The organism is Streptomyces sp. GESEQ-4 (assembly GCF_017948455.1).
GTDB lineage: Bacteria > Actinomycetota > Actinomycetes > Streptomycetales > Streptomycetaceae > Streptomyces.
The window spans coordinates 108,135-133,280 of record NZ_JAFFSU010000001.1 but is presented as its reverse complement, the minus strand read 5'-3'; the positions used below and the strand labels follow the sequence as shown (position 1 = coordinate 133,280).

25 protein-coding genes and 2 pseudogenes are annotated in these 25,146 nt (G+C 69.8%); 6 read left to right on the top strand and 21 right to left on the bottom strand.

Going from position 1 to position 25,146, the window contains the following annotated elements; genetic code table 11:
* Positions 1-187: 187 nt before the first annotated feature.
* From KCH48_RS00615 to KCH48_RS00600, 4 genes are all read right to left on the bottom strand, one after another.
* Entirely contained in the window at positions 188-1,186 is a 999-nt protein-coding gene (locus KCH48_RS00615) for an ROK family protein (RefSeq protein ID WP_210569266.1), read from the bottom strand.
* A gap of 143 nt (positions 1,187-1,329) precedes the next feature.
* The gene (locus tag KCH48_RS00610) at positions 1,330-2,658 is read right to left on the bottom strand and encodes an FAD-dependent oxidoreductase (RefSeq protein WP_210569264.1); all 1,329 of its coding nucleotides are present in this window, start codon (positions 2,656-2,658) and stop codon (positions 1,330-1,332) included.
* Positions 2,655-3,347, bottom strand: a complete 693-nt coding sequence (locus tag KCH48_RS00605) for an SDR family oxidoreductase (RefSeq protein WP_210569262.1) — start codon at positions 3,345-3,347, stop codon at positions 2,655-2,657. Before KCH48_RS00605 ends, KCH48_RS00610 begins: the two co-directional genes overlap by 4 nt.
* The gene (locus tag KCH48_RS00600) at positions 3,344-4,123 is read right to left on the bottom strand and encodes a sugar isomerase domain-containing protein (RefSeq protein ID WP_210569260.1); all 780 of its coding nucleotides are present in this window, start codon (positions 4,121-4,123) and stop codon (positions 3,344-3,346) included. Before KCH48_RS00600 ends, KCH48_RS00605 begins: the two co-directional genes overlap by 4 nt.
* Before the next feature lie 247 nt (positions 4,124-4,370).
* Between KCH48_RS00600 and KCH48_RS00595 the strand changes: the two genes are divergently transcribed.
* The 5 genes and pseudogenes from KCH48_RS00595 to KCH48_RS41900 all read left to right on the top strand — a co-directional run bounded on the left by KCH48_RS00595 (position 4,371) and on the right by KCH48_RS41900 (position 7,277).
* Positions 4,371-5,075, top strand: a complete 705-nt coding sequence (locus tag KCH48_RS00595) for a GntR family transcriptional regulator (protein ID WP_210569258.1) — start codon at positions 4,371-4,373, stop codon at positions 5,073-5,075.
* A gap of 46 nt (positions 5,076-5,121) precedes the next feature.
* On the top strand, positions 5,122-6,072 hold the full coding sequence (locus KCH48_RS00590) for a phosphotriesterase (RefSeq protein WP_210569257.1): 951 nt from the start codon (positions 5,122-5,124) through the stop codon (positions 6,070-6,072).
* Positions 5,954-6,412, top strand: a pseudogene (locus tag KCH48_RS43345) (alcohol dehydrogenase catalytic domain-containing protein); the annotation flags it as partial. The gene KCH48_RS00590 and the pseudogene KCH48_RS43345, both read left to right, overlap by 119 nt.
* Positions 6,413-6,444: 32 nt before the next feature.
* A complete protein-coding gene (locus tag KCH48_RS41905) occupies positions 6,445-6,807 on the top strand; it encodes a CoA transferase (protein WP_246884664.1) in 363 nt (120 codons plus the stop codon).
* The gene (locus tag KCH48_RS41900) at positions 6,804-7,277 is read left to right on the top strand and encodes a hypothetical protein (RefSeq protein WP_307840759.1); all 474 of its coding nucleotides are present in this window, start codon (positions 6,804-6,806) and stop codon (positions 7,275-7,277) included. Before KCH48_RS41905 ends, KCH48_RS41900 begins: the two co-directional genes overlap by 4 nt.
* A 451-nt stretch (positions 7,278-7,728) precedes the next feature.
* Here the strand turns inward: KCH48_RS41900 and KCH48_RS00580 are convergent, their stop codons facing one another.
* The 15 genes from KCH48_RS00580 to KCH48_RS00510 form a co-directional block, all read right to left on the bottom strand.
* Entirely contained in the window at positions 7,729-7,947 is a 219-nt protein-coding gene (locus KCH48_RS00580; RefSeq protein ID WP_210569255.1) for a hypothetical protein, read from the bottom strand.
* Between the two features lie 75 nt (positions 7,948-8,022).
* A complete protein-coding gene (locus KCH48_RS00575) occupies positions 8,023-9,288 on the bottom strand; it encodes a CaiB/BaiF CoA-transferase family protein (protein WP_307840758.1) in 1,266 nt (421 codons plus the stop codon).
* 171 nt (positions 9,289-9,459) lie between these two features.
* Positions 9,460-9,969: an enoyl-CoA hydratase/isomerase family protein gene (locus tag KCH48_RS41895; RefSeq protein WP_210569251.1), complete on the bottom strand. Its 510-nt coding sequence runs from the start codon at positions 9,967-9,969 to the stop codon at positions 9,460-9,462.
* Positions 9,966-11,111: an acyl-CoA dehydrogenase family protein gene (locus KCH48_RS00565; protein ID WP_210569250.1), complete on the bottom strand. Its 1,146-nt coding sequence runs from the start codon at positions 11,109-11,111 to the stop codon at positions 9,966-9,968. The genes KCH48_RS41895 and KCH48_RS00565 overlap by 4 nt, the downstream gene beginning before the upstream one ends.
* A 67-nt stretch (positions 11,112-11,178) precedes the next feature.
* Positions 11,179-12,348, bottom strand: a complete 1,170-nt coding sequence (locus tag KCH48_RS00560; RefSeq protein WP_210569248.1) for a thiolase family protein — start codon at positions 12,346-12,348, stop codon at positions 11,179-11,181.
* A gap of 2 nt (positions 12,349-12,350) precedes the next feature.
* Complete coding sequence (locus tag KCH48_RS00555) at positions 12,351-14,114, bottom strand: class I adenylate-forming enzyme family protein (RefSeq protein ID WP_210569246.1); 1,764 nt, start codon at positions 14,112-14,114, stop codon at positions 12,351-12,353.
* Between the two features lie 64 nt (positions 14,115-14,178).
* Positions 14,179-15,369: a CaiB/BaiF CoA-transferase family protein gene (locus KCH48_RS00550; RefSeq protein WP_210569244.1), complete on the bottom strand. Its 1,191-nt coding sequence runs from the start codon at positions 15,367-15,369 to the stop codon at positions 14,179-14,181.
* A gap of 7 nt (positions 15,370-15,376) precedes the next feature.
* The gene (locus KCH48_RS00545; RefSeq protein ID WP_210569242.1) at positions 15,377-16,144 is read right to left on the bottom strand and encodes a crotonase/enoyl-CoA hydratase family protein; all 768 of its coding nucleotides are present in this window, start codon (positions 16,142-16,144) and stop codon (positions 15,377-15,379) included.
* A 64-nt stretch (positions 16,145-16,208) separates the two neighbouring features.
* Complete coding sequence (locus tag KCH48_RS00540) at positions 16,209-16,973, bottom strand: SDR family NAD(P)-dependent oxidoreductase (protein WP_210569240.1); 765 nt, start codon at positions 16,971-16,973, stop codon at positions 16,209-16,211.
* A gap of 204 nt (positions 16,974-17,177) precedes the next feature.
* Entirely contained in the window at positions 17,178-17,855 is a 678-nt protein-coding gene (locus tag KCH48_RS00535) for a TetR/AcrR family transcriptional regulator (protein WP_210569238.1), read from the bottom strand.
* 111 nt (positions 17,856-17,966) lie between these two features.
* The gene (locus KCH48_RS00530; RefSeq protein WP_210569236.1) at positions 17,967-19,208 is read right to left on the bottom strand and encodes an ABC transporter substrate-binding protein; all 1,242 of its coding nucleotides are present in this window, start codon (positions 19,206-19,208) and stop codon (positions 17,967-17,969) included.
* Positions 19,209-19,318: 110 nt separating this feature from the next.
* On the bottom strand, positions 19,319-20,416 hold the full coding sequence (locus KCH48_RS00525; protein WP_307840757.1) for a branched-chain amino acid ABC transporter permease: 1,098 nt from the start codon (positions 20,414-20,416) through the stop codon (positions 19,319-19,321).
* Complete coding sequence (locus KCH48_RS00520) at positions 20,409-21,299, bottom strand: branched-chain amino acid ABC transporter permease (RefSeq protein ID WP_210569234.1); 891 nt, start codon at positions 21,297-21,299, stop codon at positions 20,409-20,411. The genes KCH48_RS00525 and KCH48_RS00520 overlap by 8 nt, the downstream gene beginning before the upstream one ends.
* Positions 21,299-22,117: an ABC transporter ATP-binding protein gene (locus tag KCH48_RS00515; protein WP_210569232.1), complete on the bottom strand. Its 819-nt coding sequence runs from the start codon at positions 22,115-22,117 to the stop codon at positions 21,299-21,301. The genes KCH48_RS00520 and KCH48_RS00515 overlap by 1 nt, the downstream gene beginning before the upstream one ends.
* Positions 22,114-22,971 carry an ABC transporter ATP-binding protein gene (locus tag KCH48_RS00510; RefSeq protein WP_210569230.1) on the bottom strand — a complete coding sequence of 286 codons (858 nt, stop codon included), beginning with the start codon at positions 22,969-22,971 and terminating at the stop codon, positions 22,114-22,116. The genes KCH48_RS00515 and KCH48_RS00510 overlap by 4 nt, the downstream gene beginning before the upstream one ends.
* A gap of 195 nt (positions 22,972-23,166) precedes the next feature.
* Here KCH48_RS00510 and KCH48_RS00505 point away from each other — a divergent pair, with 195 nt between their 5' ends.
* Positions 23,167-24,207, top strand: coding sequence for an LLM class F420-dependent oxidoreductase (locus KCH48_RS00505; RefSeq protein ID WP_210569228.1), 1,041 nt, complete (start codon positions 23,167-23,169; stop codon positions 24,205-24,207).
* Positions 24,208-24,269: 62 nt separating this feature from the next.
* On the opposite strand, the pseudogene KCH48_RS41890 reads toward KCH48_RS00505, so the two are convergent.
* Both KCH48_RS41890 and KCH48_RS00500 read right to left on the bottom strand, forming a co-directional pair.
* Positions 24,270-24,443, bottom strand: a pseudogene (locus KCH48_RS41890) (monooxygenase); the annotation flags it as partial.
* Between the two features lie 203 nt (positions 24,444-24,646).
* The gene (locus KCH48_RS00500) at positions 24,647-24,790 is read right to left on the bottom strand and encodes a hypothetical protein (protein WP_210569226.1); all 144 of its coding nucleotides are present in this window, start codon (positions 24,788-24,790) and stop codon (positions 24,647-24,649) included.
* Between the last annotated feature and the right edge of the window lie 356 nt (positions 24,791-25,146).

Sequence of the window (25,146 nt, the reverse complement as noted above, 5' to 3'; positions counted from 1 at the left end):
GGACAGAGCGCCGGATCCTGCGCCATGGAAGGCGCTGGGAGGCGGCTTGGCAGGAGGAGCGATGGAGCCAAGGGGGTACGGATTCCTTGGGTGGGCGGAGCCGCGTTGTCGCCGCGTCGCCGGACCAGCCGGCGGGAAGCGAGGCCGTTCGCGGGGCGTGATGCCCGCCGACGGGTGCGAAAGGCCGTCAGATCACCGATAACCGAGGCAGTGCCGAAGGCACGGCGAGGGGCTCCGCCGTGGCGTTCAGAGCCGCCCCCATCGCGCCGGCGTACGGACCGAGCGCGGCGGCGAGGAGCGTCACCGGCCCGATCAGTCGCCGACGGTCACGCAGGGCCGGCTCGATGGCCGGCCGCATCAGGTCCAAGGCGGGCGCGACGCCGCCGCCCGCGACTACGGTCGAGAGGCCGAGTTGGGCCAGCACGCTCCCCAGCACCGTGCCCACGGCCGTTGCAGCGGTGTCCAGGATCTTCCGTGCCGTGGTGTCGCCCGATCGGGCGGCTTGGACCAGGTCCTCGGGTGTTGCCGACCGGTCCTCGTTCCCGGTCGACAGGTTCTCGTTCCCGGTCCCGTTCCCGCGAGAGGCGAGGGCCCGGGACCAGGCGGTCGCCAGCGCCCGGCCGCCCGCCACCGTCTCCAGGCAGCCGCGGGCTCCGCATCCGCAACGGTCACCGCCGGGCGCGGCGGTCATATGCCCGATCTCGCCGATCTTGTCCCCGGGACCACGAAGGACGGTGCCGCCGAGGGCGATCGCACCGCCTATCCCGGTGCCCATGGTCATGAACACCACGTCGCTGTGGCCGCGCGCGGAGCCCAGAGCGAGTTCCGCCGAGGCGAACGCGCGTGCGTCATTCATCAGCAGGACCGTTTTCGCGGTCGCGCACTCGAGCATGTCCGCCAGCGGATAGCCCTGCCAGTCGCCGTCGATGTTCGGGATGGTGGTGGTGGAGCGCAGGTCCGGGCTCAGATGGCCGGGCAGCGCTACGCCGATGGCCTCGACGGTGCGCGCGGCGGCGATCTCGGCGATGGCTGCGGCGACGTGCGCCGGCCCGGCGGCCGGGGTGGGCAGGGTGCCCCGCGCGACGACGGCCGCGTCGGCACGGTGCACCCACTTGATGTTCGTGCCCCCGATGTCCACCCCCAGGGCGGAACCTGCGAGGCGAGGACCGCTCCGGGTCGCGACCATGCGAACTCCCTGATCCCTGATCAGTACTGCCTGTATAGACTTAATGAGAAGCTAGGCTGCGTAAATCGCCCAGTCAATCAGTTGAGCCGTAAAGAATCAGAAGGGTTGGACCTGTCTAGCCTTTTGACGTCCAGAAGTGGCGGTCAGTCGGGTGAGAGCAGGGCGCCGTCGGCTGCGAGCTGCTCACGCAGTTCGTCGGCGTCCACATCGCGGGGCCGTGATCCGGCAGAGACCGTCAGGGCCGCCGCCGTCCCCGCGGCCTGCCCCATCGCCATGCACTGCCCGATGGAACGGACCGAGGCGTGGGCGTCGTGGGTGGCCGACAGACACCGGCCCGCGACCAGCAGAGCGTCGACCCCGCGAGGGAGCAGGCATCGGTAGGGCACACCGTAGGTGCGGCCTGTGGGCGTCTGGTCACCTGAGCCGACGTACTGCCAGATCGTCCTCTGCCCGGCTGCATGGTCCTCGATCGGAGCGCCGCAGAGCGCGATGGCGTCCTCGAACTGGCGCGCGGTCAGGACGTCTTCCCTCTCCAGGACGTACTCGCCGATCAGGCGGCGGCTCTCCCGCACACCGATGCGCGGTGCGGATCCGACAGGGAAAGCCTGTTCGTACCCCGGAACCTGCTCTCTGAGGAACCGCGTGTACTCGACGACCTGACGGCGTCCCTCCTGCTCGGCTGCCGAAAGCTGCCACGGGTCGGTCGGGTCGACGCCGCTCACACGGGTCACGTTGGTGTGGACGACCCCGGGTTCGGTGGTCCGGTGGACGGACCCTTCACGCCGGGGCAGCTCGTACGCTCCCGAGTCCGCGTGCAGGGCCATCAGACGGTGCAGCTCCGCCGTCGGGGTCGCCGCGGCGTCGACACCGGCGAGGCGGAACGTCTGCGTGAGCGGTTGTACGACGCGGTCCTCGGCGGGCCGCTCCAGCGCCGCCCCCGCGCGCCAGGCGATGTCGGCGTCGCCGCTGGCGTCGACGACCACCCGGGCGCGTACGTGACCGGGACCGGCAACCGTCTCGACGACCACGCCGAGAACGTTCTCGCCCTCCATCACCACCCGTGATGCACGGGCGTGGAACAGGACCCGCACCCCGGCAGAGCCGGTGAGTTCGTCCCAGACCAGCTTGAGCGTCTCGGGGTCGTAGGTGATGCCGGTGCCCGCACCGTAGGTGTTGGGGCGTTCGAAGGCCGCTTTGCGGTCGGTGAGCGCCTGGCACACCTCCCAGCCGACGCCGCCGACGACGCGATCGCCCGTGCCGGGCGCGTAGAAGCCGTAGAAGGTGTCCAGGACACTCGCACCGGTGCCGCCCAGGTGAGCGGCGCCCTCCACGAGCAAGGTGGAAGCGCCCCGCCGGGCGGCCGCGACGGCTGCCGCGGAGCCCGCCGACCCGCCGCCGACGACCACCACATCGCCGTCCCACAGCAGCGGATGCCGCTCGGCCGCCACCTGACTGATGCGTGCGCTGTTCACCTCAGGTGCCACCCTCCGTCTACGGGGACCACCGCACCGGTCGTGCGGGAGGCGGCGTCCGACAGCAGCCACAGGGCGGTGTCGGCGATCTCGTCGGGGCTGCAGGCCCGCGCACCGAGCGGCATCAGGCGTGGCATCCGGTCCTGGATCGCGGGATCGGCCATGGCGCGTGCGGCCATGGGAGTGTCCACCAGGCCGGCCGCGACGATGTTGACGCGCACACCCTTGGGGGCTCCGGTGAACGCGGCCGAGCGCACCAGGGGGACCAGGGCTCCCTTCGCGCTGGCGTAGGCAGCGGTGAGGAAGTCCTCGTCCAGTGTGCTCGCCAGGGCCGAGCCGATGACGACGATCGACCCGCCCGCGCCGGACAACTGCCGTAGACCGGCGCGCAGCAGATAGAACACCGAGTCGAGATCGACCCGGTGCACTTCGTTCCATGCCTCGTCGCTGCACTCGTCCACCGGTCCGTCGCCGAGACGCCGGCCGGACATGCCCACCGCGTGCACGATGCTGTCGAGACCGTCCAGTGCCTCGGCCGCTCGTGCCACCGCCGCATCGGCACCCGCGGACACGGTGACGTCGTACGTGTCACGGTCGGCCTCGAAGACCTGGGCGCCGGCGGCACGCGCTGCCTTGACGCACGCGGCGCCGATCCCGCCCTGAGCACCGGCCACCAGCAGGCGCCTCACCGTGCACCGTCCGCGGTGCGCAGAGCGGCGGCGGAGCGGCGGGCGAATTCGAGGTAGGCGCCCTCGAACAGCTCGTTACTGCGATCCGCGCCGACCAGGCGGGAGCTGGTGATGACCGGCGGCATGGCGCCCCGTTCGGCCAGCAGTTCGGCGACCCGGACCTTGATCTCGTTGACCACGGCGATCGCGGTGAAGGTACTCACCGGGCCGACCGGGACGTCCAGGCCGGGCACTTGGCAGATGGCGTCGCCGACCGGCGAGCCCAGATCGATCACGACATCCGCGTGGTCGGCGAGCCGGGATCCGCTCGGATGCCGCGCTTCGGCGGCGTGCGTCTCCTGCAGCGACGTGGCCGCGATGACCGGCAGGCCCGCCTTCTTCGCGCCCATCGCCATTTCGATGGGGACGGCGTTGAGCCCGCTGACGCTGAAGATGAACATGCTGTCCGCAGGGCGCAGCCGGAAGTTGGCCAGGATCTGGTCGGCGAGCCCCTCGACGCGCTCGATGAACATCGCCTGCCGCTGTCCGTTGGCCCCCACCACCTGGGTGTGGAACGTCATCGAGAGCTCCACGAGCGGCTGGAAGCCGGGGTAGGAGCCGTAGCGGGGAAAGAACTCCTCCACCGGCATGCGCGAATGACCGGTGCCGAAGGTGTAGACGACGCCGTCGTCGGCGATCGACCCGGCGGCGATCTGGGCCGCGGCCTCGATGGCGCCGGCCTGGGACTCGGCAATCTGCTCGACGATCCCGACTGCGGTACGGATCCACGATGGCACGTGCGGAAACCTCTCGGTGCGAAGGCAGAGACTGGGTCGGCCCCGATGCGGGGCCAGCCATGCACTTGCATATGGGCGAGTATGTCTAGACAGGTAGTACTGGCCGGACGCTAGAGTGACGACCGGCACCACGTCAAGCACTAGTGCTGGCTGATCTTTGATTCTGTTCCCGCGCGGCAGGTGTGGACGCACACCGAGTGACGGCCTATGCTGCAGGGCGTATACCGGTATAGACAAAGGAGAAGACGTGGCTCGGCGGCCCATGCCGCGACATGAAGCAGTCGAACGGCACATCCGCAGTCGGATCGCGGGGCTGAACCCCGGAGATCAGATCGAGTCCGACGCGGAACTGTGCGACCTGTTCCAAGTCAGCCGGATGACGGTCAGGCAGGCGACCCAGCGCCTGGTCGCCGAAGGCGTGATCTACCGGATCTCCGGCGTCGGCACCTTCGTCGGGGAACCGCAGGTCCACCGCCAGATGGGCCGACTGCGCTCCTTCACCGAGGAAATGGCGCTGCGCGGCATGACCGTGTCGTCGACTGTCCTGACAAGTGAACTGCGTGTGGGCAGTCAGGAGGAGATCACCGCGCTCAGGCTCGCGCCCCAGTCCAACGTCGTTCACGTACGACGGCTGCGGTTGGCCGACGACCAGCCGATGGCGATCGAGAACGTCGTCCTGCCACCGTCATGCGCCTGGCTGTTGGACGAGGATCTGGCCCATGGCTCGCTCCACCAGGCGCTCACCGACAAGGGTTTGGCCCCCACGCGCGCGACCGGAACACAGATAGCGGCCATCGCCGCCGACGACGACGCCGCCCTCCTGGAACTGCCCATCGGTGCGCCCATTTTTGTCGAGCGCCGACTGATCACCACCGCTGACGGGACACCCGTCGAACTCACGGAATCCCGCTACGCGGGTTCCCGGTTCGTGTTCCACATAGAACTCGCCTAGCGCCGGAGAGGGCGGTACAGGGCGGTACCCGGAAGGAGACTCAGCCTTGCCTGTCGTCGAGACCGTCCTGGGCCCTGTCGCCGCTCATGAACTCGGCGAGGTGGATGCTCACGAGCACGTCTTCCTGCGCACCCCGGTCAACCCGGGTGACGAGTTCCTCGACACCGACAGTGCGGCGGCCGAACTCCTGCGTGTCGCGTCAAGCGGCATGCGTACCGTCGTCGACCTGACACCGGTCGGCCTGGGACGCCGCCCGGGCCAACTCGCCGAGGTCTCCCGCACGAGCGGGATCCACGTGATCGCCGCGACCGGCTTCCACCGCAGCGCGCACTATCCGGCCTTCCACTGGGCCCGCCAGGCCGACGACGCGACGCTTCTCGACGTACTCCTGGACGACCTTCGCGTTGGCATGGACAGTCACGACTGGGACTTTCCCCGCCCCATACCCAGCCCTCACAAGGCGGGCATCATCAAACTCGGAGCCTCGTACCACCGGATCGACCGCCACGAGGAGCGCTGGTTCGCCGCGGGAGCGGCGGCGGCCCGGAGCACGGGAGTGGCCGTGGCGGTGCACACCGAGATCGGAACCGCCGCGCACGCAGCCCTGGACCTCCTGGACAAGCACGGCGTTCCGGCCGGACGGGTCCTGCTGGCCCACACCGACCGCAACCCCGATCCGGAACTCCACCTCGACCTCATCGCCCGGGGCGCGTACCTCGTCTACGACACGATCGGGCGGATCAAATACCGCCCGGACTCGGTTGTCCTCGAGCTCATCGAGCGCATGGCCGAGGCCGGCAAACTGGGCCAGATCTGCTTGGGGACCGACGTCGGACGCAAGTCCTCGCTCACCGCCTACGGTGGCGGGCCGGGCATGGATGTGCTCGGCAGGGACTTCGTCCCGCGGTTGCGTCGGCGTCTGGGCCACGAGGCGGTCGAGACCGTGCTGCGGTATGCCCCCCAGACACTGCTGGCCAAAGAGCCCTCCGCCAGGTGAGTGCCTGCCTGCGGGTCCAGCGCTCGACACCCGTAGCACTGAAGAGTTCGGCGCCCTGCCCCGGTTGGTACAGCGGCCGGTGCCCGTACGGGAGCCCGGCCAGACCCTCGTACGCGTACGGGCGGCGCAGGTCGGCCACCTCGATCTGAACGTCGCGGACGGCAAGTTCGGCATCCTTCCGGATCTGCCCGCGGTGCCGGGCACCACGGCGTGCGGGGAGGTTCTGGCCTCGGACACGCACGCCGAGGGCAGCCTGGTCAGGATCAACGGCAAGGGTCTTGGACCGCGCCGGGACGGGTGCTGGGCCGAGCATGCGGTCGTGCCCGACGCCGCCGCGGTCGCCGTACCCGAGGGCACGGATCCCGCGCTGGCATGCAGCTTCTTCAGGGTGTCTACCGCTGCCTGGGCGCCGACCGCTGGCTCGCCGTCAGCGTCCGCACGGACGAGGAGTGGACGGCTCTCTGCCATGCGATCGGGCTCCCCGAACTGGCCGCCGACGAACGGCTGTCGACTGCGGACGGCCGCAGGCGGGAGAGCGACCTGATCGACGGCGTACTCGGCGCGTGGGCACGCGGGATGCCCGCCGATGCCGCCGCCCAGGCCCTCGTTCCCGCCCCGGACGGCACGCCCGGCGAACTCCTCGTCCGCAGTCACCGGCCGTTCGCCTTCTGCACCGGCTACTTGGGCGATTCCGCACCACCGCCCACTCCTGGCGCCGGACCGGCGACCGCGTGATCCGTGAGCCGGACGGCTGGTTCCGCTTCGTCGACCGCATCAAGGACGTCATCCGGCGGCGCGGCGAGAACATCTCCTCGTACGAGGTGGAATCGGCCGTCCGCACCCATCCGGCCGTCGCCGAAGCCGCCGCCTTCCCCATGGCCTCGGAGCTGGCCGAGGACGAGGTCATGGTCGCGATCGTCATCCGGCCCGGCAACGTGCTGGACCCGCAGGACCTGACCCGGCACTGCGCGCGGGAGCTGCCCACGTTCGCCGTGCCCCGCTACATCGAAACGGTCCCGTCCCTGCCACTCACCGAGACCGGCAAGGTCCGCAAAGCGGTGCTGCGTGAACGCGGCGTCACCGCCGCCACCTGGGACCGGACCTCTGGCGCACCTGCAAAGGCATGGTGTCAGTACGGCCCATGCGTCCACGTGCCCGCCGGCATCGTGGCGTGCACCGGCCTCTCGCGCAGGGTCTGGGCGTAGTCGTCCAGCGGGTTGGTGTCCACGATCGCCAGGTCCGCGTCGTCGCCGATCCGGATCAGATGACTTCCACCGGAGGCCGCGATGGGGCCTCGGTGGTGGGCAGCTCCTGTTCCGGGTGCCAGGAGGGCCAGTCGTCGTGGACGTCGAGATCGTCGAACGCGACCCCGGGCACCGGGGATTCCTGCCACAGCCGAAGCGGTGGAGGGTCGAGACGTGTCAAGCACACTGCGCGGCAGTCGCCGACGTCGCCCCAGATCTGGCCGGCATCGAACTCCGCGAGAGTGCGTCCTCGGTGGTCCTGCAGCCACTGTCGCACGACGCGTTCCGCACGCTTGCCCCCTCGTCACCGAAGGCGAGGCGGTACAGCGCACGGACCGCGTTCGCCGAGAGACACAGGCCGACGCCCGACGCTTGCCAGTCTGTTTCGTTCGCCGTTCCGGCCGGAACGGCGTCAGCCCTTCTCTGCCAGTTCGATCAGTTCGGTGGCGAAGTCGATGGCTCCGTCGACGCTGTGGACGGCGTACATGGAGTCGATCACCAGGCCCTTGGGCGCGGGTTTGGTGATGGCGGCGAAGAATGACGGGAACGGAAGTGACCCGCGCCGGAACCTGACACCGAGCGATCGTCGCGCGAACGCCCGCCGTCCGGGCATGTCGTACGCCGTCAGCATTGCCCACGGTCTTTGTACGCGCTGCGACCGCCGAGGGTCATCCCGATGGCGCCGTCGAGGCATGGATCCGGCACCTCAGCGAGGGGCCGGGGCAACCGTGCCTTGTGCGCGCAGCACAGCGATGTCGTCCTCGGTGACGCCGAGTTCGGTGAGCAGGGCGTCGGTGTGCTGACCGAGTGCGGGGATCCCACCCATCGGTGGCTCGTAGCCGGCGATGACCGGAGGTGGAAGAAGAGCGGGTACCTGACCGTGAGGTGTGTCGATCCGGCGCCAGCGGTCGCGGGCCATCAGATGCGGATGGGCTATGACCTCGCTCGGTGTGTTGAACCGGGCATTCCCGATCCCTGCGGCATCCGCGTCGCTCTGCACCTGCGTCAGGTCATGGCGTGCGCACCAGTCGGCGATCTCCGCGTCCAGGAACTCGCGGTGCTCGGCCCGGCCGGAGGTCGTACGAAAGCGTTCGTCGTCGGCCAGGTCGGACCGGCCGAGAAGGTCACGCGCGAAGCGCTGCCATTCGCGGTCGTTCGTCGTGCCCAGGACGACGGTCTGGCCGTCCGCTGTGCGGTAGGCGCCGTACGGCGCCACCGCGGGCGAGCCCATCCCGACCGGCTGCTGGTCCACACCCGTGTGCAGCGTGTAGGTGAGCTGATACCCCATCAACTCCGTCATCGTGTCGAACAGGCTCACCGCGACCGCGGCGGCGCCGCGACCATGGCCACGCTCCTTGCCGCAGAGCAGCGCCAGAACCGACAACGCGGCATACAGGCCGGTGCACACGTCGGCCATCGGCGGACCGGGCTTGGCCGGCGCACCGGGAAAGCCTGTCATCGCGCATGCGCCCGACTCCGCCTGGGCCAGCAGATCGTAAGCGCGCTTGTGGGACAGCGGGCCTCCCGGCCCATAGCCGTCGATCTCCACGGCGATGAGTTCCGGGTGGCTGACGGCCAGGTCGGCGGGCGCGATACCGAGCCTCGCCGTGGCACCGGGAGCAAGATTGGAGACCATCACATCGGCGCGGTCGAGCAACCGGTGGAGTACCGCCATCCCGGCCGGATCCTTCAGGTTCAGCGTGACCGACTCCTTGCCCCGGTTGACCCATACGAAGTGCGCCGCCATGCCGCCCACCACGTCGTCGTAGTGCCGGGCGAAGTCACCGCCATCCGGGTTCTCCACCTTGATCACCCGAGCCCCGAAGTCACCGAGGGTGCGGGTGCAGATGGGGGCCGCCACCGCCTGCTCCAGAGACACCACCGTGATGCCCGCCAGTGGCCCGGCAGGCTTGGCCGCGTCACGAGCGGTCCGCCTCGACTCGGAGCGTTCCGCCCCCTCGGTGTCTGCCACGTTCACCCGATCACCCTTCGGGGTGCGGGGAGGAAAGCCGGGCCTCGCCATAGGTTTCTCCTCGACCTTGTCGTACCTGCTGTGCCGGGCGCGTCGGTGCTGTGGCCCGCGCCGCCCGCCTCATGCCTGCTCCGTCGTGGTCGGTCCGGTGAACCGCGGAGCGCCTCCGGCCTAGAACGCGCTGCTGCCCTCGGCGAAGTCCGCTCCGGCCGGCAGTCGCGGCTGTGCCCGTACGTCCTCGGCGAGTTCGGCGGGCCAGGACGTCAGGATCCGCTTGGTCTCCGCGATGGAGGACTGAGCGCCTTCTGCGAGCCGCCCGGCCGGCCGCACCGCATCCTGCCGTGCGGATCCGGGCTCGCAGAGGACGTCGGGCAGACCGAGAGCGGCCGCCTCCCCCGAGTCCAGCACGTCGCCGAACAGCAACAGACGCTTCGCCGTGCCCAGCCCGACCCGCGCCGGCAGCGACCAGAGCAGTCCGGCGTCCGCGATCAGCCCGATCCTGCCGAAGGCGCACCCGTACCGGCCCGTCGTCCTCCACGAGCACGGCGGTACCTGGGGTCCGGTCGCACATGGCGGCCCCGTTGCCGGCCCACGTCCGCAGCGCGACAGCCGGTGGCCTTCCCCGTACGGGCCGGTGGCCTCGCGCGCCTCGCTCACGGGGCCGTCCGCGCCGCCCGTCACGCGTGCTCCCGCAGCAACTGCCTGCCCACGATGAGCTTCTGGATCTCGCTCGTCCCCTCGTAGATGCGGAACAGTCGCACGTCCCGGTAGAAGCGCTCGACGGGAACGTGGCGCATGTATCCCATACCCCCGTGTATCTGGACGGCACGGTCGGCCACCCGGCCCACCATCTCGCTGCAGAACAGTTTCGTGGAGGACGGCGCCAGCCTGCGGTCCTCGCCCGAGTCGTACGCGCGGGCCGCCTCCAGCACCATGGCGCGGGCCGCGTACATCTCGGCGTGCGACTCGGCGAGCATGGCCTGGACGAGCTGGAACTCGCCGATGGGACGTCCGCCCTGCCGGGTGACCGAGGCGCGCGCGACGCTTTCGTCCAGGATGCGCCCGGCCAGCCCCACACACATCGCCGCGACGCTCAGACGTCCCCTTGCCAGCGACCGCATGGCGGTGCGGAATCCCTCTTCCTCGCGTTCTCCGACGAGGGCACTCGCCGGAAGGCGTACGTCGTCGAAGAAGACCTCCGCGCTCAAGGCCCCCGACTGGCCCATCTTGTGGTCCCTCGGTCCCACGGTGACGCCGGGACTGTCCGCGTCGACGGCGAAGACGGAGATCCCCTCGGCGCCCGTGCTCTGCGGCCCGGTGCGGGCGAACACCATGAAGACACCGGCGAGCGGGGCATTGGTGATAAACCGTTTGCTGCCGTTCAGGACGTAGCCGTCCCCGTCGCGTACGGCACGGGTCCTGATACCGCTGGGGTCCGAGCCCGCCTCCGCCTCCGTGAGCGTGAACGCCGCGATCAACTCCCCGGCGGCCATCCGCGGCAGATAGCGCCGCTTCTGCTCCTCGGTGCCGGAACTCGCCAGGAGCTGGCCGGCGACCCCGTTGTTGATGCTGAACATCGAGCGGAACGCGGGCGTGGTGTAGCCGATCTCCAGGGAGAGGCGTACGTCCTCCGTCATGGAGAAGCCCAGCCCGCCGTACTCCTGGGGCAGCGCGTAGCCGAACAGGCCCATGGCCGCGGCCTTCTCGCGGAGGTCCGCCGGGATCTCGTCCTTCTCCTCGATCTCGTTCTCGCGCGGGACGACCTTCTCGCGCACGAAGGCCCGCACCGCCGCCAGAACGGCGTCGAACTCGTCTGGTTCCATTGGCTTTTCGCACTCCTCGGTTGTGGGCGCCTTGTCGAGCGGGCCCCAGAGCTCGGGCTGCTCAGGCTCAGCGGGGAAGGAGTTCCAGGACGGTGGCGTTCGCCATGCCGCCACCCTCGCACATCGACTGCAGGCCGTAGCGGGTGCCGGTGGCTCGCATGTGGTGGAGCAGCGTCGTGGTCAGCCGGGCGCCGGAGGCTCCCAGGGGATGGCCGAGGGCGATGGCGCCGCCATCGGGATTGAGCCGGTCCGGATCGGCGCCGGTCTCGGCGAGCCAGGCGCAGGTCACGCTGGCGAACGCCTCGTTGATCTCGAAGGCGCCGATGTCCTCGATGCCCAGACCGGCGCGCTTGAGGACCTTCTCGGTGGCCGGGATGGGGCCGGTCAGCATCGTCACGGGGTCGACTCCGACGACGGCGAAGGAGTGGAAGCGGGCGATCGGGCGCAGACCGAGTTCACGCGCCTTCTCGCCGCTCATGACCAGCAGCGCCGAGGCACCGTCCGATATCTGCGAGGAGTTGCCGGCCGTGACCACGCCGTCCTCGGTGAACGCGGGCTTCAGACCCGCCATCGTGGCGGCCGTGCCGCCCCGCCGTACTCCCTCGTCCGTGTCGACGGTGCGTACGGAACCGTCCTCGTCCGTCACGTCCACCGGCACGATCTGGGACTTGAACCGCCCCTCGTCGATCGCTGCCGCCGCGTTGGCGTGCGACCGGAGGCTGTGCGCGTCGAGTTGCTCCCGGCTCAGCCGCCAGCGCCGCGCGATCTCCTCCGCGCCCAGCCCCTGGCTGAACCGCGAGACGCCGTACCTGGTCCGCACGGCCGGACCGAACGGCTCGCCGGGGCCCCGCTCGCGGCCGGAGCCCAGCGGTACGCGGCTCATCGACTCCACGCCGCCCGCGACCACGATGTCGTACTGGCCGCTCATCACTCCCGCGGCGGCGAACTGCGCCGCCTGCTGCGAGGATCCGCACTGCCGGTCGATGGTGACGCCCGGCACCTCCTCCGGCCATCCGGCGGCCAGGACGGCGAAACGGCCGACGCAGCCGCCCTGCTCACCGATCTGCGAGACGCAGCCCCACAACACGTCCTCGACCAACGCCGGGTCCAGGTCGTTGCGTTCGGCCAGGGCCCGCAGCACCACCGCCGACAGGTCGACCGGGTGCACAGTGCTCAACAAGCCGTTCCGCTTGCCCACGGGGGTACGGACGGCGTCCACGATGACCGCGTCACGCATGTTCAGACCTGCCTTTCCGCCGTATCCGGCGCGCTGGTTTCCTGTGTGCCCGAAGGGGGTTCGCCCGGGCCCCGAGTCGTCCGGGCCAGGCGGCGGAGCTCGGTTTTCAGCACCTTTCCGGCCGGGGACAGGGGAAGTTCGTCGACGAAACGGACCTCTCTGATCCGCTTGTACGGCGTCACGCGCTCCGCGACGTACTCCATCAACTCCTCGGCCATCGCGCGCGGCTCAGCGGCGGGGACCACGAAGGCGACGGGGACCTCGCCGACGGCAGGCACCGCCCTCCCGACGACCGATGCCTGGAGCACTGCGGGGTGTCCGCCGAGGATGTCCTCCAGCTCGCGCGGGTACACGTTGTAGCCCTTGTAGATGAGCATGTCCTTTGATCTGCCGGAGACGTACAGGAAGCCGTCCGCGTCGAGGTGGCCGGTGTCGCCGGTGCACAGCCAGCCGTCGACGAACTGCGCGGCGGTCTCGTCCGGGCGATCGAGGTAGCCCGAGGCCACCTGAGGGCCCCGCATCCAGATCTCGCCGCGCTCGCCCCGCGGCACCTTCCGGCCGGGATCCAACGGGTCCCGGATCTCCAACTCGGTGTCGAACAGGGGAACCCCCTGGCTGCCCGGTTTGCGCAGCCCGGCCTTCGCGATCGGGCCGCTGGACACGGTTGCTGTCGCCTCCGTCAGGCCGTAACCCTCGATGACGGCGGCGTTGGGGAAGACCTCTGTCAGCTGCTCCAACGAGTGCGTGTCTATGGGGGCGCCGCCCGACACCACGGCCTTGACCGAGCTGAGGTCCCGCGTGCGGATGTCCGGTGCCGCCAGCAGGGCGTGATAGAGCGCCGGGGCGCCCGGGATGTACGCGACCCGGTGCCGTTCCACCTGCTCCAGGTACGACTCCGCATGGAAGCGGCCGCTCAGGATGGTGGTGGCGCCGCACAGGAGGAAGAAGTTGAGGCTGATCAGGCCAAGGGCGTGGAACAAGGGCGAGATGCACAGCGTGGCATAGGTACCCGGTGTCAGGGCGTAGTCGCCGGAGGTCTCCAAGGGGTTCAGCACCACACCGCCTTCGCTGTCGAGCCCGGGGAGCGCCCCGGAGCGCCAGCAGGCGACCTGGATGGTGTTGGCGACGATGTTGCGGTGCAGTATGCGCACTCCCTTGGGTGCGCCGGTGGTTCCGCCGGTGTACCCGTACTGGGCGACGGAGTCGGTGGGGACCAGCACCTCTGGCGGGTGGGTACTCTGGCCTGCGACGAGCGCCTCCAGGGCGGTGCCCGCCTCCCCGAAGAGCTTTGCGCAGTCATCCGGCCTGTCGGCCGGGGCCGATGCGCTGGGCGGCACGATGACGACCAGCCGGACCGGCAGCCCGTCGATCGCCTCGGCCAGCACCGGTGCCGGTTCCGGATGGGTCACCACAGCCGCCGCGGAGCAGTCGGCGAGCTGGGCGCGCAGGGCTCTGGCCGGCTGGGCGGGGTTGGCCGGGCATGCTGTCGCGCCGGCGAGCGTGATGCCGTAGTAGGCGACGGCGAACCACAGGGTGTTGGGCAGGTGAAGGGCGACCACGTCACCCCGCCGTATGCCGTGCGCCCTGAGGCCGCGTGCGAACGCGGCAGCCTGTTCATACAGGCTGGTGAAGGTGAGAACCTGGTCGCCGTCGCGTATGGCCGCCCGGTCGCGGTAGCGGCGGGCCGAGCCGGCGAGTACCGCGCCGAGCGGGACATCGGGGTAGTCGAGGCGGCGAGGCAGTCCTGTGGGCCAGTAGTCGGTCATGTGCCGTTCCCTTCACGCGCCGGCCCGCGGCCGGCCATGCAGGGCTTTCGCGTGGTACGCCGGTTCATCGCACGACCTCCGCGTCGAAAAGCTTCTTGATCTGCTCGGGGTTACGGCCCGTCTCGGCGAGGACCTGCGCTGTGTGCTCGCCCGGAAGGGGGGCCGGCCGGGTGTGCCGGCGAGGGGTGAAGGAGCCGAACCGGGGGGCCGGGGCGGGCTGGAGGACTCCTGTGCCGTCGGTGAGGAAGGTGCCGCGTGCGGCGTTGTGAGGATGGCGCGGTGCCTCCACCAGCGACAGCACGGGGGTGACGCACGCGTCGGCGTCGGCGAACACGGCGGCCCAGTCGTCGCGGGTCCGGGTGGCGAAGACCTCCGCCAGGCGCCGCCGCATGACCGGCCAGCGGGACCGGTCCCACTGCCCGGTGAAGTCGGCATCCGCGACCAGGCCGAGCCGTTCCAGGAGGGTGGCGAAGAAGGGCGCCTCGATCGCGCCGACCGCGACGTACTCGCCGTCGCGGCAGCGGTAGACGCCGTAGAACGGTGCTGTGCCGTCCAGGTAGTTGACGCCCCGGTGGTCGGTCCACCGCCCCTGGTGCAGACGGCCGTAGATCATGGCCATCAGCTGAGCCGACCCGTCCACCATGGCGGCGTCCACGACCTGGCCTTTCCCGGTGGCGCGTGCCTGCACGACCGCGCACAGCACACCGAAGGCGAGCAGTGCGCCACCGCCGCCGAAGTCGCCGAGCAGGTTGAGCGGCAGGACCGGCGGGCCGTCGGCCGGTCCGATGGCTCCCAGGGCCCCTGACAGGGCGATGTAGTTGATGTCGTGCCCGGCCCGCGGCGCGAGCGGCCCGTCCTGCCCGAATCCCGTCATCCGTCCGTAGACCAGGCGCGGGTTGCGGTCCAGGCACGGGCCGGGGCCCACACCGAGCCGTTCGGCCACCCCCGGCCGGAAGCCCTCCAGGAGGACATCGGCATCCGCCACCAGGTCGAGGACGGCGCCGACGCCTTCCGGGTGCTTGAGGTCGATGGCGGCCGAGCGCCGGCCCCGGTGCAGGACGGGATCGGGCTTGCCGGCCACGTCCGACGGGCGCTCGACACGGATCACGTCCGCACCGGCGTCGGCGAGGAGCATCGCGCAGAAGGGGCCCGGCCCGATGCCCCCCAGCTCGATGACCCGCAGCCCGGTGAGCGGCCCCGGGGCCGCGTCGGGTACGGCGCCGTTCGCACGTTCCTGGTCTTTTTCTTCGTTCACCGGCCGCTCACCGGCCTCGCCAGACGGGAGCGCGCTTCTCGGTGAAGGCCGACGCGCCTTCCCGAGCGTCTTCCGAGTTGAACACCAGCTCGGTGATCGGTTTCTGACGGTCGAACAGCTCGTCGCGTGGCCAGCCGGGAGACTCCACGAGGATACGTTTGGTGACCCGTACGGCGAGCGGACCGTTGGCGGCGATGGCGGAGGCCAGCAGCCTCGCCTCCTTCAGCGCGCCGCCGGGCGGGGTGAGCCGGTTGACCAGTCCGTAGTGGTAGGCCCGGTCCGCGGCGAGGACATCGCCGGTGAGGGCGAGTTCCATCGCGATCTGGTACGGGATCCGGCCCGGCAGTCGCAGCAGTCCCCCGGCCACCGCCACCAGACCGCGTTTGACCTCGGGCAGCCCGAACTTGGCGTCCTCGGCGGCGACGACCAGATCGCTCGCGAGGGCGATCTCGCATCCGCCCGCCACGGCGTAGCCCTCGACGGCGGCGATCAGCGGCTTGCGCGGCGGGGTCTCGGTGAGGCCGGCGAAACCGCGCCCCTGCACGTGGGGGCGCTCGCCCCGCAGGAACGCCTTGAGGTCCATGCCCGCGCAGAAGGTGCCGCCCGCGCCGGTGATGATGCCGACCGCGAGGTCGTCACGCTCGTCCAGCTCGTCCAGCGCGGACGCGATCGCCTTCGCGACGGCGCGGGTGACCGCGTTGCGGGATTCGGGCCGGTTGATGGTGATGACGGCGATGCCGTCGTCGCCGTACTCGACCAGTACTTCGTCTGCCACGGAAGCTCCTTTGCGGTGGCCAAGCGGTGGTCGCGGTTGGGGAGTGGCGGTTGAGCGCCGGCCTTCAGCGTGGGGCCAGGCGGATCGCGCCGTCGAGGCGGATGGTCTCTCCGTTGAGCATCGCGTTGTCGATGATGTGCAGGGCGAGTTGTGCGTACTCGTCCGCCGCACCGAGGCGCGGCGGGTGCGGCACCGCGGCAGCGAGCGCGTCGAGCTTCTCCTTCGGCCTTCTGCCGAGCATCGGCGTGTCGAACAAGCCGGGAGCGATGGTGACGACCCGGATGCTCCTGCTCGCCAGATCCCGGGCCGCACACACGGTGAGGCCGGCCACTCCGGCTTTCGATGCCGCGTAAGGGGCCTGTCCGATCTGCCCCTCGAACGCCGCGACCGACGCTGTCATGACCACCACTCCACGGTCCCCGTCGAGTGGTTCGTTGCGGGCCATGCGGGCGGCGGCGAGCCGGAGCACGTTGAAGGTGCCGATGAGGTTGACGTCGACCACGGCGCGGAAATGGTCGAGATCACCGGCGGTGCCGTCCTTGTTGACCACGCGGAGCGGACCGCCGCGGCCCGCGCAGTGGACGACCGCGCGCAGCGCTCCTGTCCGCTCGGCGGTGTCGAGGACGGCGGTCATGTCCTCGGTGCTCGTCACGTCGGCGGGGACGAAGACGGCCTCGGGGCCGAGGTCGCGGACGGCGCGGTCGCCGTCCGAGGAGGGCAGGTCCGCGATGGTGACGCGGGCGCCGGCCTTGAGCAGCCGCCGTGCCGTCGCCAGGCCGAGCCCCGACGCGCCGCCGGTCACCACTGCGGATATTCCGCTGGTCTGCATGGACGCTCCAGTCGGTCGAGTCGGTGTCGGATCTGCCGCCGCCCGCGCCGCGAAGGCTCGGCGACTGCCGTCGTACGCCGGGCTGCGGGCCCGGCCGTTGCGGTCGGGACCGCAGCCGATACAGAGAAGGTACTTGTCGAACGATCGTTAAGTTTGGTTGCCGTCTCACCCACTGTCAATGACCGCGACGAAAGTGCGGGCGACCTACCGGGCCGGCGCCTCGCCGTGCCCGACCAGTGCGAACGCCAGCCGCACGTACCGGTCGCACAGCTCCGTCGTCCCGAGGTCGCCGGACGGGTCGTACCACTGGGCGACGGCGTTACACATGGCCATGACCGCCCGGCGGGCGTCGTCCGGGTGCGGGGTCCGGAAGACTCCGCCGGCCATGCCGTCGTCTATGGCCTTCTGGAAGAGTCCCGATACGGCGTGCCGCCTTTCGATGATGGGGTTGCGGTACTCGGGTTCGAGGTAACGGAGTTCCTGGAGGGTCAGCAGACTCTCCACCCGCCGCCGGACCCGGTAGTCGACGGTCACCCTGACCAGGGCGGCCAGCCGCGCGGCGGGATCGTCACCGGCCTGGGCCAGTTCCTTCTCGCAGTGACGGAAGTAGTCGTCGAGCGAGTCCTCGATCAGGGCGTGGAAGAGCTCCGCCTTGCCGGAGTAGTAGTAATAGAGGGCGGACAGACTCATGTCGGCCCGCTTGGCGATGTCACGAATGGAGGCGCCGAAGTAGCCGCGCTCCGCGAAGACATCTCGTGCGGCGTCCATGATGGCGTCCCGGCCGTTTCCCCGGGGGCTGGAGGAACCGTTGCCCCCCGCCTTGCCGCTCTTACCCGCTGCCTTGCCGCTTTTGCCCGCCGCTTTGCCGCTCGTCGTATCCATGGCCCCAGCCTCCCAGAATGAACGAACGATCGACAAAGCCGGCTCTCCTGCCATGCGGAGCCGAGGGCCGGCGCACCGCCACCGCCGACCCGCCGGGCACAGTCCCCAGTGTCATCCGGCCGAAGGAACCTTGTACTCCTTCGCCAGGTCCGATGCGAAGAAGTCACCGCGTGCTTTGACTCCGGCGAAGACACCCTTGTCCACACCCAACACCTGGGCCTCGCGCGAACTGGGCTCAGCGGGATCGGAGAAGTCCTGAGGCGGGAGCAGGCCGGGTAGCGAGAAGTCGGTGACAGAGCTGCGGGCCTTGAGCACGCCCGGGCGGGTGAGGTCCTCGCAGCTCTTGCCGAGTATCTCGGCGTACAGCTTGGTCATGGCGTAGGCGTGGACGACTCCGCTGCTGGCCTCCGGTGCCTTACCGTACTGGTCCGTCCAGGCAGCGGCCAGCTTGCGAGCGGCGGCGTTGTCCGCGCCGAGGGCGCCCAGCCCGGAGAGCCTGGAGTAGTGCTCGGTGAGCGCGGGCGCCGCAGACGTCCTGAGCAGGCTGGTGGCGAAGGTCGACACCCCGCCCATGATCGGCACCTCCATGCCGGCTGCCTGCGCCACTGCCGCCACCGAAGCCGCCTGCTTGGGCGTCGAGTCCACCACGATCGCCTTGACCTTCGCCGACTTGAGCGCGTTGACCTGGCTGGTGAGGTCGGTCGCGGTGGCGTCGATCTGCTGGCCGACGATCTTCAACCCCAGCTTCCCCGCAGCGAACTTGCTGCCCCGCAGGCTGTTCTCGCCTATTTCTCCCTGGAGGTAGATATGCCCGACGGAATCGCCGCTGCGCAGTTCGCCCTTCTTCACGAGCCAGTCCAGGCCGTTGATCGTCTGGATGTCGTACGTCGCGCCCAGGACGATCAGGTGCTCGTCCCCGAGCAGGGTCGACGCGAACGTGGTCAGGCCGGCGAGTTCGTCCTTCGCCTCGATCTTGTCCCGCAGCGCCGTGACGACCGGTGAGCCGAGGATGTTCAGATACCCGAGGACCTGCGGATCCATCTCGTCGTACGCGGCAACGGCTTTCTGCGGGTCGTAGCCGTGGTCGCGGGTGACGAGTGCCAGCTTCCGGTCGCAGACACCGCCTGCCGCGTTGATCTCCTTCACGGCGACGTCGCTCGCGTCGAGGATCGTCTTGCCGGTGCCCGCGAACGGGCCCGACAGATCCATCAGCACCCCGAGCTTGATGGTGGAGTCGCTGACCCCGGGCGCGGCGGCGGTCCCGGCAGTTTCGGCCTTGGTGGAGCAGCCGGCAACCGCCAGCGTGAAGGCCAGGGCCGCGGCCGCCAGGCCGACTGTGCGCGCTTTATGCATCGGTGTGTCTCCTCGCTGAGAAGCGGATGAGGTGGTTGACAGCACACGTCCGGCAAGGTGGGGGGCGGGTCTGGAGTGTCTGAGGCGTCGGACGGCTGGGGAGCAGGGGTTCAGGGAGTGGCGGCCGCGGCCGGGCGGCGGCTTCGTAGCGGTCGAACGGCGCCGGCCAGCGCCGCCAGACCGCCCGGCTGGACGATCACGGCCACGATGACGACCGCGCCGTACACGAACTGTGCCGCTGTCGACGCGTCCAGTCCCTGCCCGCCGGCTCCGGTGACGAACGGCAGGGAATCCGCGTAGCGGGAGAACAGCAGGGGCAGCGTCACGACGAAGACCGCACCGGCGATCGCGCCACCCACGGATCCGAGGCCGCCCAGGATGACCATCACCAGATAGCTGACCGACAGGTGGAGGCTGAAGTAGTCGGGGACGGTGCGCTGGAAGGCCAGTGCCGTGAGCACACCGGCAGCGCCGGCATACATCGACGACAGTACGAAGACGGCTGCCTTGGTGCGTCGTATGTCGACGCCCATGGCGCCCGCGCCGATCTCGCTGTCCCTCATGAGCCTCAACGCCCTGCCGGGCCGGCCGCGCAGGACGTTGCGGCCGAGCAGCGCCGCCCCCACGGTGACGACGAGGAACAGATACCACTGGCTCTCGGCGGCACCGAACGGAACGCCCAGAACGGTGACGTCCGCCTGGTCGGAGAAGGAGAACCCGCCGATCGACATCGGCACGACGGTCCGGCCCTCGAAGCCGCCGGTCACCGGCTTCATGTTCTGCAGCAGATGGTGGCCGAGGAACACCAGGCCCAGGGAGGCGATACCTAGGTAGATGCCGCGCAGGCGGCTGGAGACCGGGCTGAACAGCAGGCCGCAGACGCCCGCCAGCAGGACGGCCAGGACCGCGGCGAGAAGCGGGGGGAGGCCGAGACCGGACACCCCGCCGCCGCTTTCTCCGGCCAGGAAGGCATAGCCGTATGTGCCGACGGCGACGAAGAAGGCGTGTCCCAGGGACAACTGTCCCGCCGCGCCGAGCAGGATGGTGAGGCCGATCGCGCCGACCGCCGCCGCCATCGCGAACAGGCCCATGTTCAGCCAGAACGCGGAGACATACAGGGGCAGTGCCAGCAGGACCACCAGGGCGGCGGTCAGCGCGCACAGGGCCGGCACACGCCCTGCCATCGGGAGCCGGGACGTCTCAGGCACGGCTGACCTCCTTCGCGCCGAACAGGCCCGAGGGCCGCCACAGCAGAACGCAGATCATGATCACGTAGGCCACGACGTCCCCCAGCCCTCGCCCGAGGAAGGAGAGGGCGTCCTGGTACTCGGCGACGGTCACCTCGGCGATGCCGATGACCAGGCCGCCCACGATCGCCCCGCCGAGCGAGTCGAGGCCGCCGATGATCGCGGCAGGGAGCGCCTTGATGGCCGCGGTCCCGGTACTCACCGCCACACCAGGGCTGGGGAACGACGCGAGACCGATGCCGGCCGCGACGGCGAGGAGGCCGGCCGCGATCCAGGCACCTGCCGAAACCCGCTTCAGCCGGACACCGGCGAGCGCCGCGCCCTCGCGGTCCTCGATCGACGCGCGCATGGCCAGGCCCCAGCCGGTGTGGCGGAGGACCGCGGCGAGACCGGCGATCAGCAGCGGCACGGTGAGGATGGTGATGATCACGGACAAGGGCAGTACCACTGAGCCGAAGTGGACCACGTGTCCGTCCCAGGGAGCGCCGAGTGGCAGCACGCTCTCCCCGATGCGCCAGCTCAGTTCCGCGGTGAGCACCACGTTGACCCCGATGGTGAGGATCGCCAGCGCGTCATGCTTGCGGCCGTCGACCCGGGACAGCAGCAGTCGCTCCACCGCCAGTCCCAGCGTCCCGGCCGCGACCAGGCCAAGCACCACGGCGGCCGCGAAGCCGATGTGCGGGCTGGTCTGCGCCACCACCCACACACCGAAGAGCAGAAACGAGGCGTGCGCGAAGTTCACCGTGCGGGTCGCCTTGAAGACGATGACGAAGCCCAGCGCGATCAGGGCGTACAACAACCCCAAAGACACACCGCTCAGCAGGATTTCGACTCCGCGGGTCATCACGACAACCTCTCCGCCACCTGGTCGTTTCCGGATTCCATGGGCGCTCCCAGATAGGCGCTGATCACTTCCGGATGCTGCCTTACGTGTTCCGGCGTGCCGTCCGTGACGACCTTGCCGAAGTCGAGGACGGTGATGCGGTCGGCGATCGACATGACCACTCCCATGTCGTGCTCGACGAACACCACGGTCAGACCGAGCGCGTCACGTGCTGCGGAGACCAGCCGGGCGAGTTCCGCGCTCTCCGCGGTGTTCATCCCGGCGACCGGTTCGTCGAGGATGAGCAACCGCGGCTCCAGGCACAGCGCCCGCGCGAACTCCAGGCGCTTGAGATCCCCGTAGGCGAGGCTCGCCGCCGGGCGGTCCAGAACGCCGGACAAGCCGGCGAACTCCGCGATGTCGCGCACCCGCGCTTCGTGGACACGCTGTTCACCGCGGCCCAGTCCCAGGGCGGTCGCGGCGATGCCGGACCGGGTCAGCCGATGCCGGCCGACCATGAGGTTGTCGAGTGTGGACTCGACCGGTGACACGACGATGTTCTGGAAAGTGCGGGCGACTCCCCTGCGTGCCACCCGGTCCGGACGCAGGCCCGTCACCTCCTGACCGTCCACCATGATGCGGCCCGAGGCGACACGGTAGATCCCCGACAGTGCATTGAGCAGCGTTGTCTTCCCGGCACCGTTGGGACCGATGACGGCGTGGATCGTTCCGGGCCGCACGGTGAATGACACACCGTCAAGGGCGCGCAGTCCGCTGAACACCACGCTCACGTCCTCGACACGCAGCTCCGCTGCCGTTTGCGTTTGAGTCGTCGTCATCCGGACCACCTGCTCAGCGTCGGCGTGTTTCCGGTTCCGGGCACGGGCCGCGGTGCGGACCCGCCGGCGCTCTGGCCGGCGTCCGCGTCCGCGCCCAGGTAGAGGCGTCGCACATCGTCGCTCTGCGCCAGTTCGTCCGTCGGTCCGCTCAGTACGACCCGGCCGAGGTCGAGCACACACGCCGAATCGGCGACCGAAAGCGCCATCGCCGCGTTCTGCTCCACCAGCAGGACGGGGACCCCTTCCCGGCTGATCTCGCGGATGGTCTCGCCCACGAGATGCACCAGCCGCGGCGCGAGGCCGAGGGACGGCTCGTCGAGGAGCAGAAGTCTCGGTTGCGCCATCAACGCCCGGGCGATGGCAAGCATTTGCTGCTCGCCGCCGGACAGCGTCCCGCCACGGGCGCGTCGCCGCTCGGCGAGCTGCGGGAAGAGCTCGTACATCCGACGGCGTGTGCGCTCACGCACCGCCGACGACCGCACGGTGAGCGCACCGGCGTTCAGGTTTTCCTCCACCGTCAGACCGGCGAAGATGTGCCGTCCCTCCGGTACCTGTACGAGCCCGTGCATCACGGTGCGGGCCGTGTCCGCACCGGTGATCCGTTCGCCACGGAACCGGACGGAGCCTTCGGTGACCCCGCCGCCGTACAGGCCGAGCGTGCCGGAGACGGCGCGCATGAGCGTCGTCTTGCCGGCGCCGTTGCTGCCGAGGAGCGCGACGACGCCGCTGCCGCCGACGTCCAGGGACACCCCCCGCAGTACGGGTGCGCGAGCGCCGTACCGGACGATGAGTCCATCGATTTCGAGCACTTCGGCCTCCCTTGCCGCCCTGAAGCAACGCCACGCGTTACTCATCGATCGTTCGTTAAGGCCAGCGTGAACGTAGGGTGAGCCACGTCACTCGGTCAAGGTCCGTGCACATGATCGCTTACAGAGAGGCCGGGTTGAAGGGCCACGAGCCCACCTGTTCCGCCTGGACAGGAAGGCCGGTACGGTGTTAAACGATCGTTCGATAAAATCTCAGCCGATCAGAAGACGAGGGGCCTTCGCATGCGTATCGGTATGACACTGGATTACAGCGGCGACTTCATCGAAACGGTCCGTGCCGTAAGGGATTTCGAGACGGCAGGGGTCGAGATCGCCTTCGTACCGGAGGCCTACTCGTTCGACGCCGTCAGCCGGTTGGGCTACCTCGCGGCTCGTACCGAACGCCTGGAGATCGCCTCCGGGATCCTCCCGGTCTTCACCCGTACGCCGACGCTCCTGGCGATGACCGCCGCCGGTCTGGACGATCTCTCCGGCGGCCGGTTCACGCTGGGCCTCGGAGCGTCGGGACCGCAGGTGATCGAGGGCTTCCACGGGGTGCCGTACGACGCGCCGCTCAGCCGCACCCGCGAGGTGGTGGAGATCTGCCGTCAGGTGTGGCGGGGCGAACCGGTGGTGCACCCGGGTCCGAAGTACCCGCTTCCGCTTCCCGCCGAGCGGGGCACGGGGCTCGGCAAGCCCCTGAAACTCCTCAACAAGCCGGTCCGCTCCCGCATCCCCATCACCCTGGCGGCGATCGGACCGAAGAACGTCGAGCTGACGGCCGAGCTCGCCGAGGGCTGGCTGCCCGTGTTCTTCCATCCCGGAAAGGCCGCCGAGGTGTGGGGAGCGGCACTGACCGCGGGGCTGGCCCGGCGCGATGCGGCACTGGGCACGCTCGACATCACCGTGACGGCGCCTCTGGCCCTCGGCGACGACGTGGAACACCTGCTGGACCGAGCTCGGCCACAACTGGCCCTCTACATCGGGGGGATGGGCGCGAGGAACAAGAACTTCTACGCCCGGCTCGCCGCTCGGTACGGCTACGAACGGGAGGCGGCGCAGATCCAGGACCTGTACTTGTCAGGAAAGAAGCAGGAGGCCGAAGCCGCCGTTCCCCAGGGACTGTTGAAGGCCATATCCCTCGTGGGGACGAAGGAACAGATCGCCGCACAGCTCGAAGCCTTTGCGGCCGCCGGAGTGACGACCCTGTGCGTGAAGCCGCTGGCCGACACGCACCAGGAACGCCTCCACGCCGTCGAGCGACTGCGCGACATGCTGGGCTGACGCCACGCGCATAGCACGATGCGGGCGGGGAGCCCTCAGAGGACATGGTTGCTCAGGCGAAATCAGTTGGCGGGCTTGCCGGACCAGCGGGAGAGGTGGTCGTCCAGTTCCTGCTGATCGTCGCCGATCCAGGCGACGTGGCCGTCGGGGCGTAGCAGGACGCAGGGAACATCCAGTGCGGCAGTGGGATCCGCGAGGTAGTCGACCCGGTCTGACCAGCCGCCGACGGACAGGCGTCGTAGGGATGCCGATCGTGGTGATCTTCTCGATCAGATCCTGGCTCAACCATAAGTCCGTGCGGAGACCGGGGCGGTGCGGCCTGCAGTGCTGCCGGTCGGCTGTTTCAGGCTCATCGCCGCCGACCAAGGCACGCGGAGGGCACGGCGTCACGCCAACTGGACGGTTGCTGCGAGGGGCTCAGTGGCGGCTTAGTAACTCCTTAGTAGCTGCTGATCTGCCGCAACATCAGGTCGCCGGTGTCGGCGCCGGCGCGCGACCGCAGCGAGCGGTCCCAGTCCCGCAGGAATCCCGACCAGGTCGTCGACAGCCCCGCAGTGAGCTTGTCCAGGTCCAGCAGCGGCATCCTCGCAAATCTCCGGGAAAAGGCGCCGATGAGCGGCGTGCTCGACCTCGAAGATCGGAAACGACCCATACGAAAAGGGCTCCCACAGGCTCTCGCCTGCGAAGACCCTTCGCACTGTCGGGACGACAGGTTTGAACCTGCGACCCCTTGACCCCCAGTTGGGTGCTCCACGAGCGGCGTGCGAAGGATCGTTCTTCGAGGTCACTGTCCAGCGTACTCGGCCGAGTAAAGGAGTCTGTGTGCCCGGGCCTCCGCCGGGCGGCCTCGTCGCGTCACGCACCGCCTTCCACAGATTGAAGAGAACCGCTGCGCGCTCCGGTGCTTCCGTCGTCGCGCTTTTGCTGAGAGCCCGACAA

Excerpts from the sequence above, each read along its gene's own strand:
- KCH48_RS00615 (WP_210569266.1), bottom strand. The coding sequence starts at position 1,186 with ATGGTCGCGACCCGGAGCGGTCCTCGCCTCGCAGGTTCCGCCCTGGGG.
- KCH48_RS41905 (WP_246884664.1), top strand. The coding sequence starts at position 6,445 with ATGCAGCTTCTTCAGGGTGTCTACCGCTGCCTGGGCGCCGACCGCTGG.
- KCH48_RS00580 (WP_210569255.1), bottom strand. The coding sequence starts at position 7,947 with ATGCTGACGGCGTACGACATGCCCGGACGGCGGGCGTTCGCGCGACGA.
- KCH48_RS00565 (WP_210569250.1), bottom strand. The coding sequence starts at position 11,111 with ATGGAACCAGACGAGTTCGACGCCGTTCTGGCGGCGGTGCGGGCCTTC.
- KCH48_RS00560 (WP_210569248.1), bottom strand. The coding sequence starts at position 12,348 with ATGCGTGACGCGGTCATCGTGGACGCCGTCCGTACCCCCGTGGGCAAG.
- KCH48_RS00555 (WP_210569246.1), bottom strand. The coding sequence starts at position 14,114 with ATGACCGACTACTGGCCCACAGGACTGCCTCGCCGCCTCGACTACCCC.
- KCH48_RS00540 (WP_210569240.1), bottom strand. The coding sequence starts at position 16,973 with ATGCAGACCAGCGGAATATCCGCAGTGGTGACCGGCGGCGCGTCGGGG.
- KCH48_RS00535 (WP_210569238.1), bottom strand. The coding sequence starts at position 17,855 with ATGGATACGACGAGCGGCAAAGCGGCGGGCAAAAGCGGCAAGGCAGCG.
- KCH48_RS00530 (WP_210569236.1), bottom strand. The coding sequence starts at position 19,208 with ATGCATAAAGCGCGCACAGTCGGCCTGGCGGCCGCGGCCCTGGCCTTC.
- KCH48_RS00520 (WP_210569234.1), bottom strand. The coding sequence starts at position 21,299 with ATGACCCGCGGAGTCGAAATCCTGCTGAGCGGTGTGTCTTTGGGGTTG.
- KCH48_RS00515 (WP_210569232.1), bottom strand. The coding sequence starts at position 22,117 with ATGACGACGACTCAAACGCAAACGGCAGCGGAGCTGCGTGTCGAGGAC.
- KCH48_RS00510 (WP_210569230.1), bottom strand. The coding sequence starts at position 22,971 with ATGAGTAACGCGTGGCGTTGCTTCAGGGCGGCAAGGGAGGCCGAAGTG.
- KCH48_RS00505 (WP_210569228.1), top strand. The coding sequence starts at position 23,167 with ATGCGTATCGGTATGACACTGGATTACAGCGGCGACTTCATCGAAACG.
- KCH48_RS00500 (WP_210569226.1), bottom strand. The coding sequence starts at position 24,790 with ATGCCGCTGCTGGACCTGGACAAGCTCACTGCGGGGCTGTCGACGACC.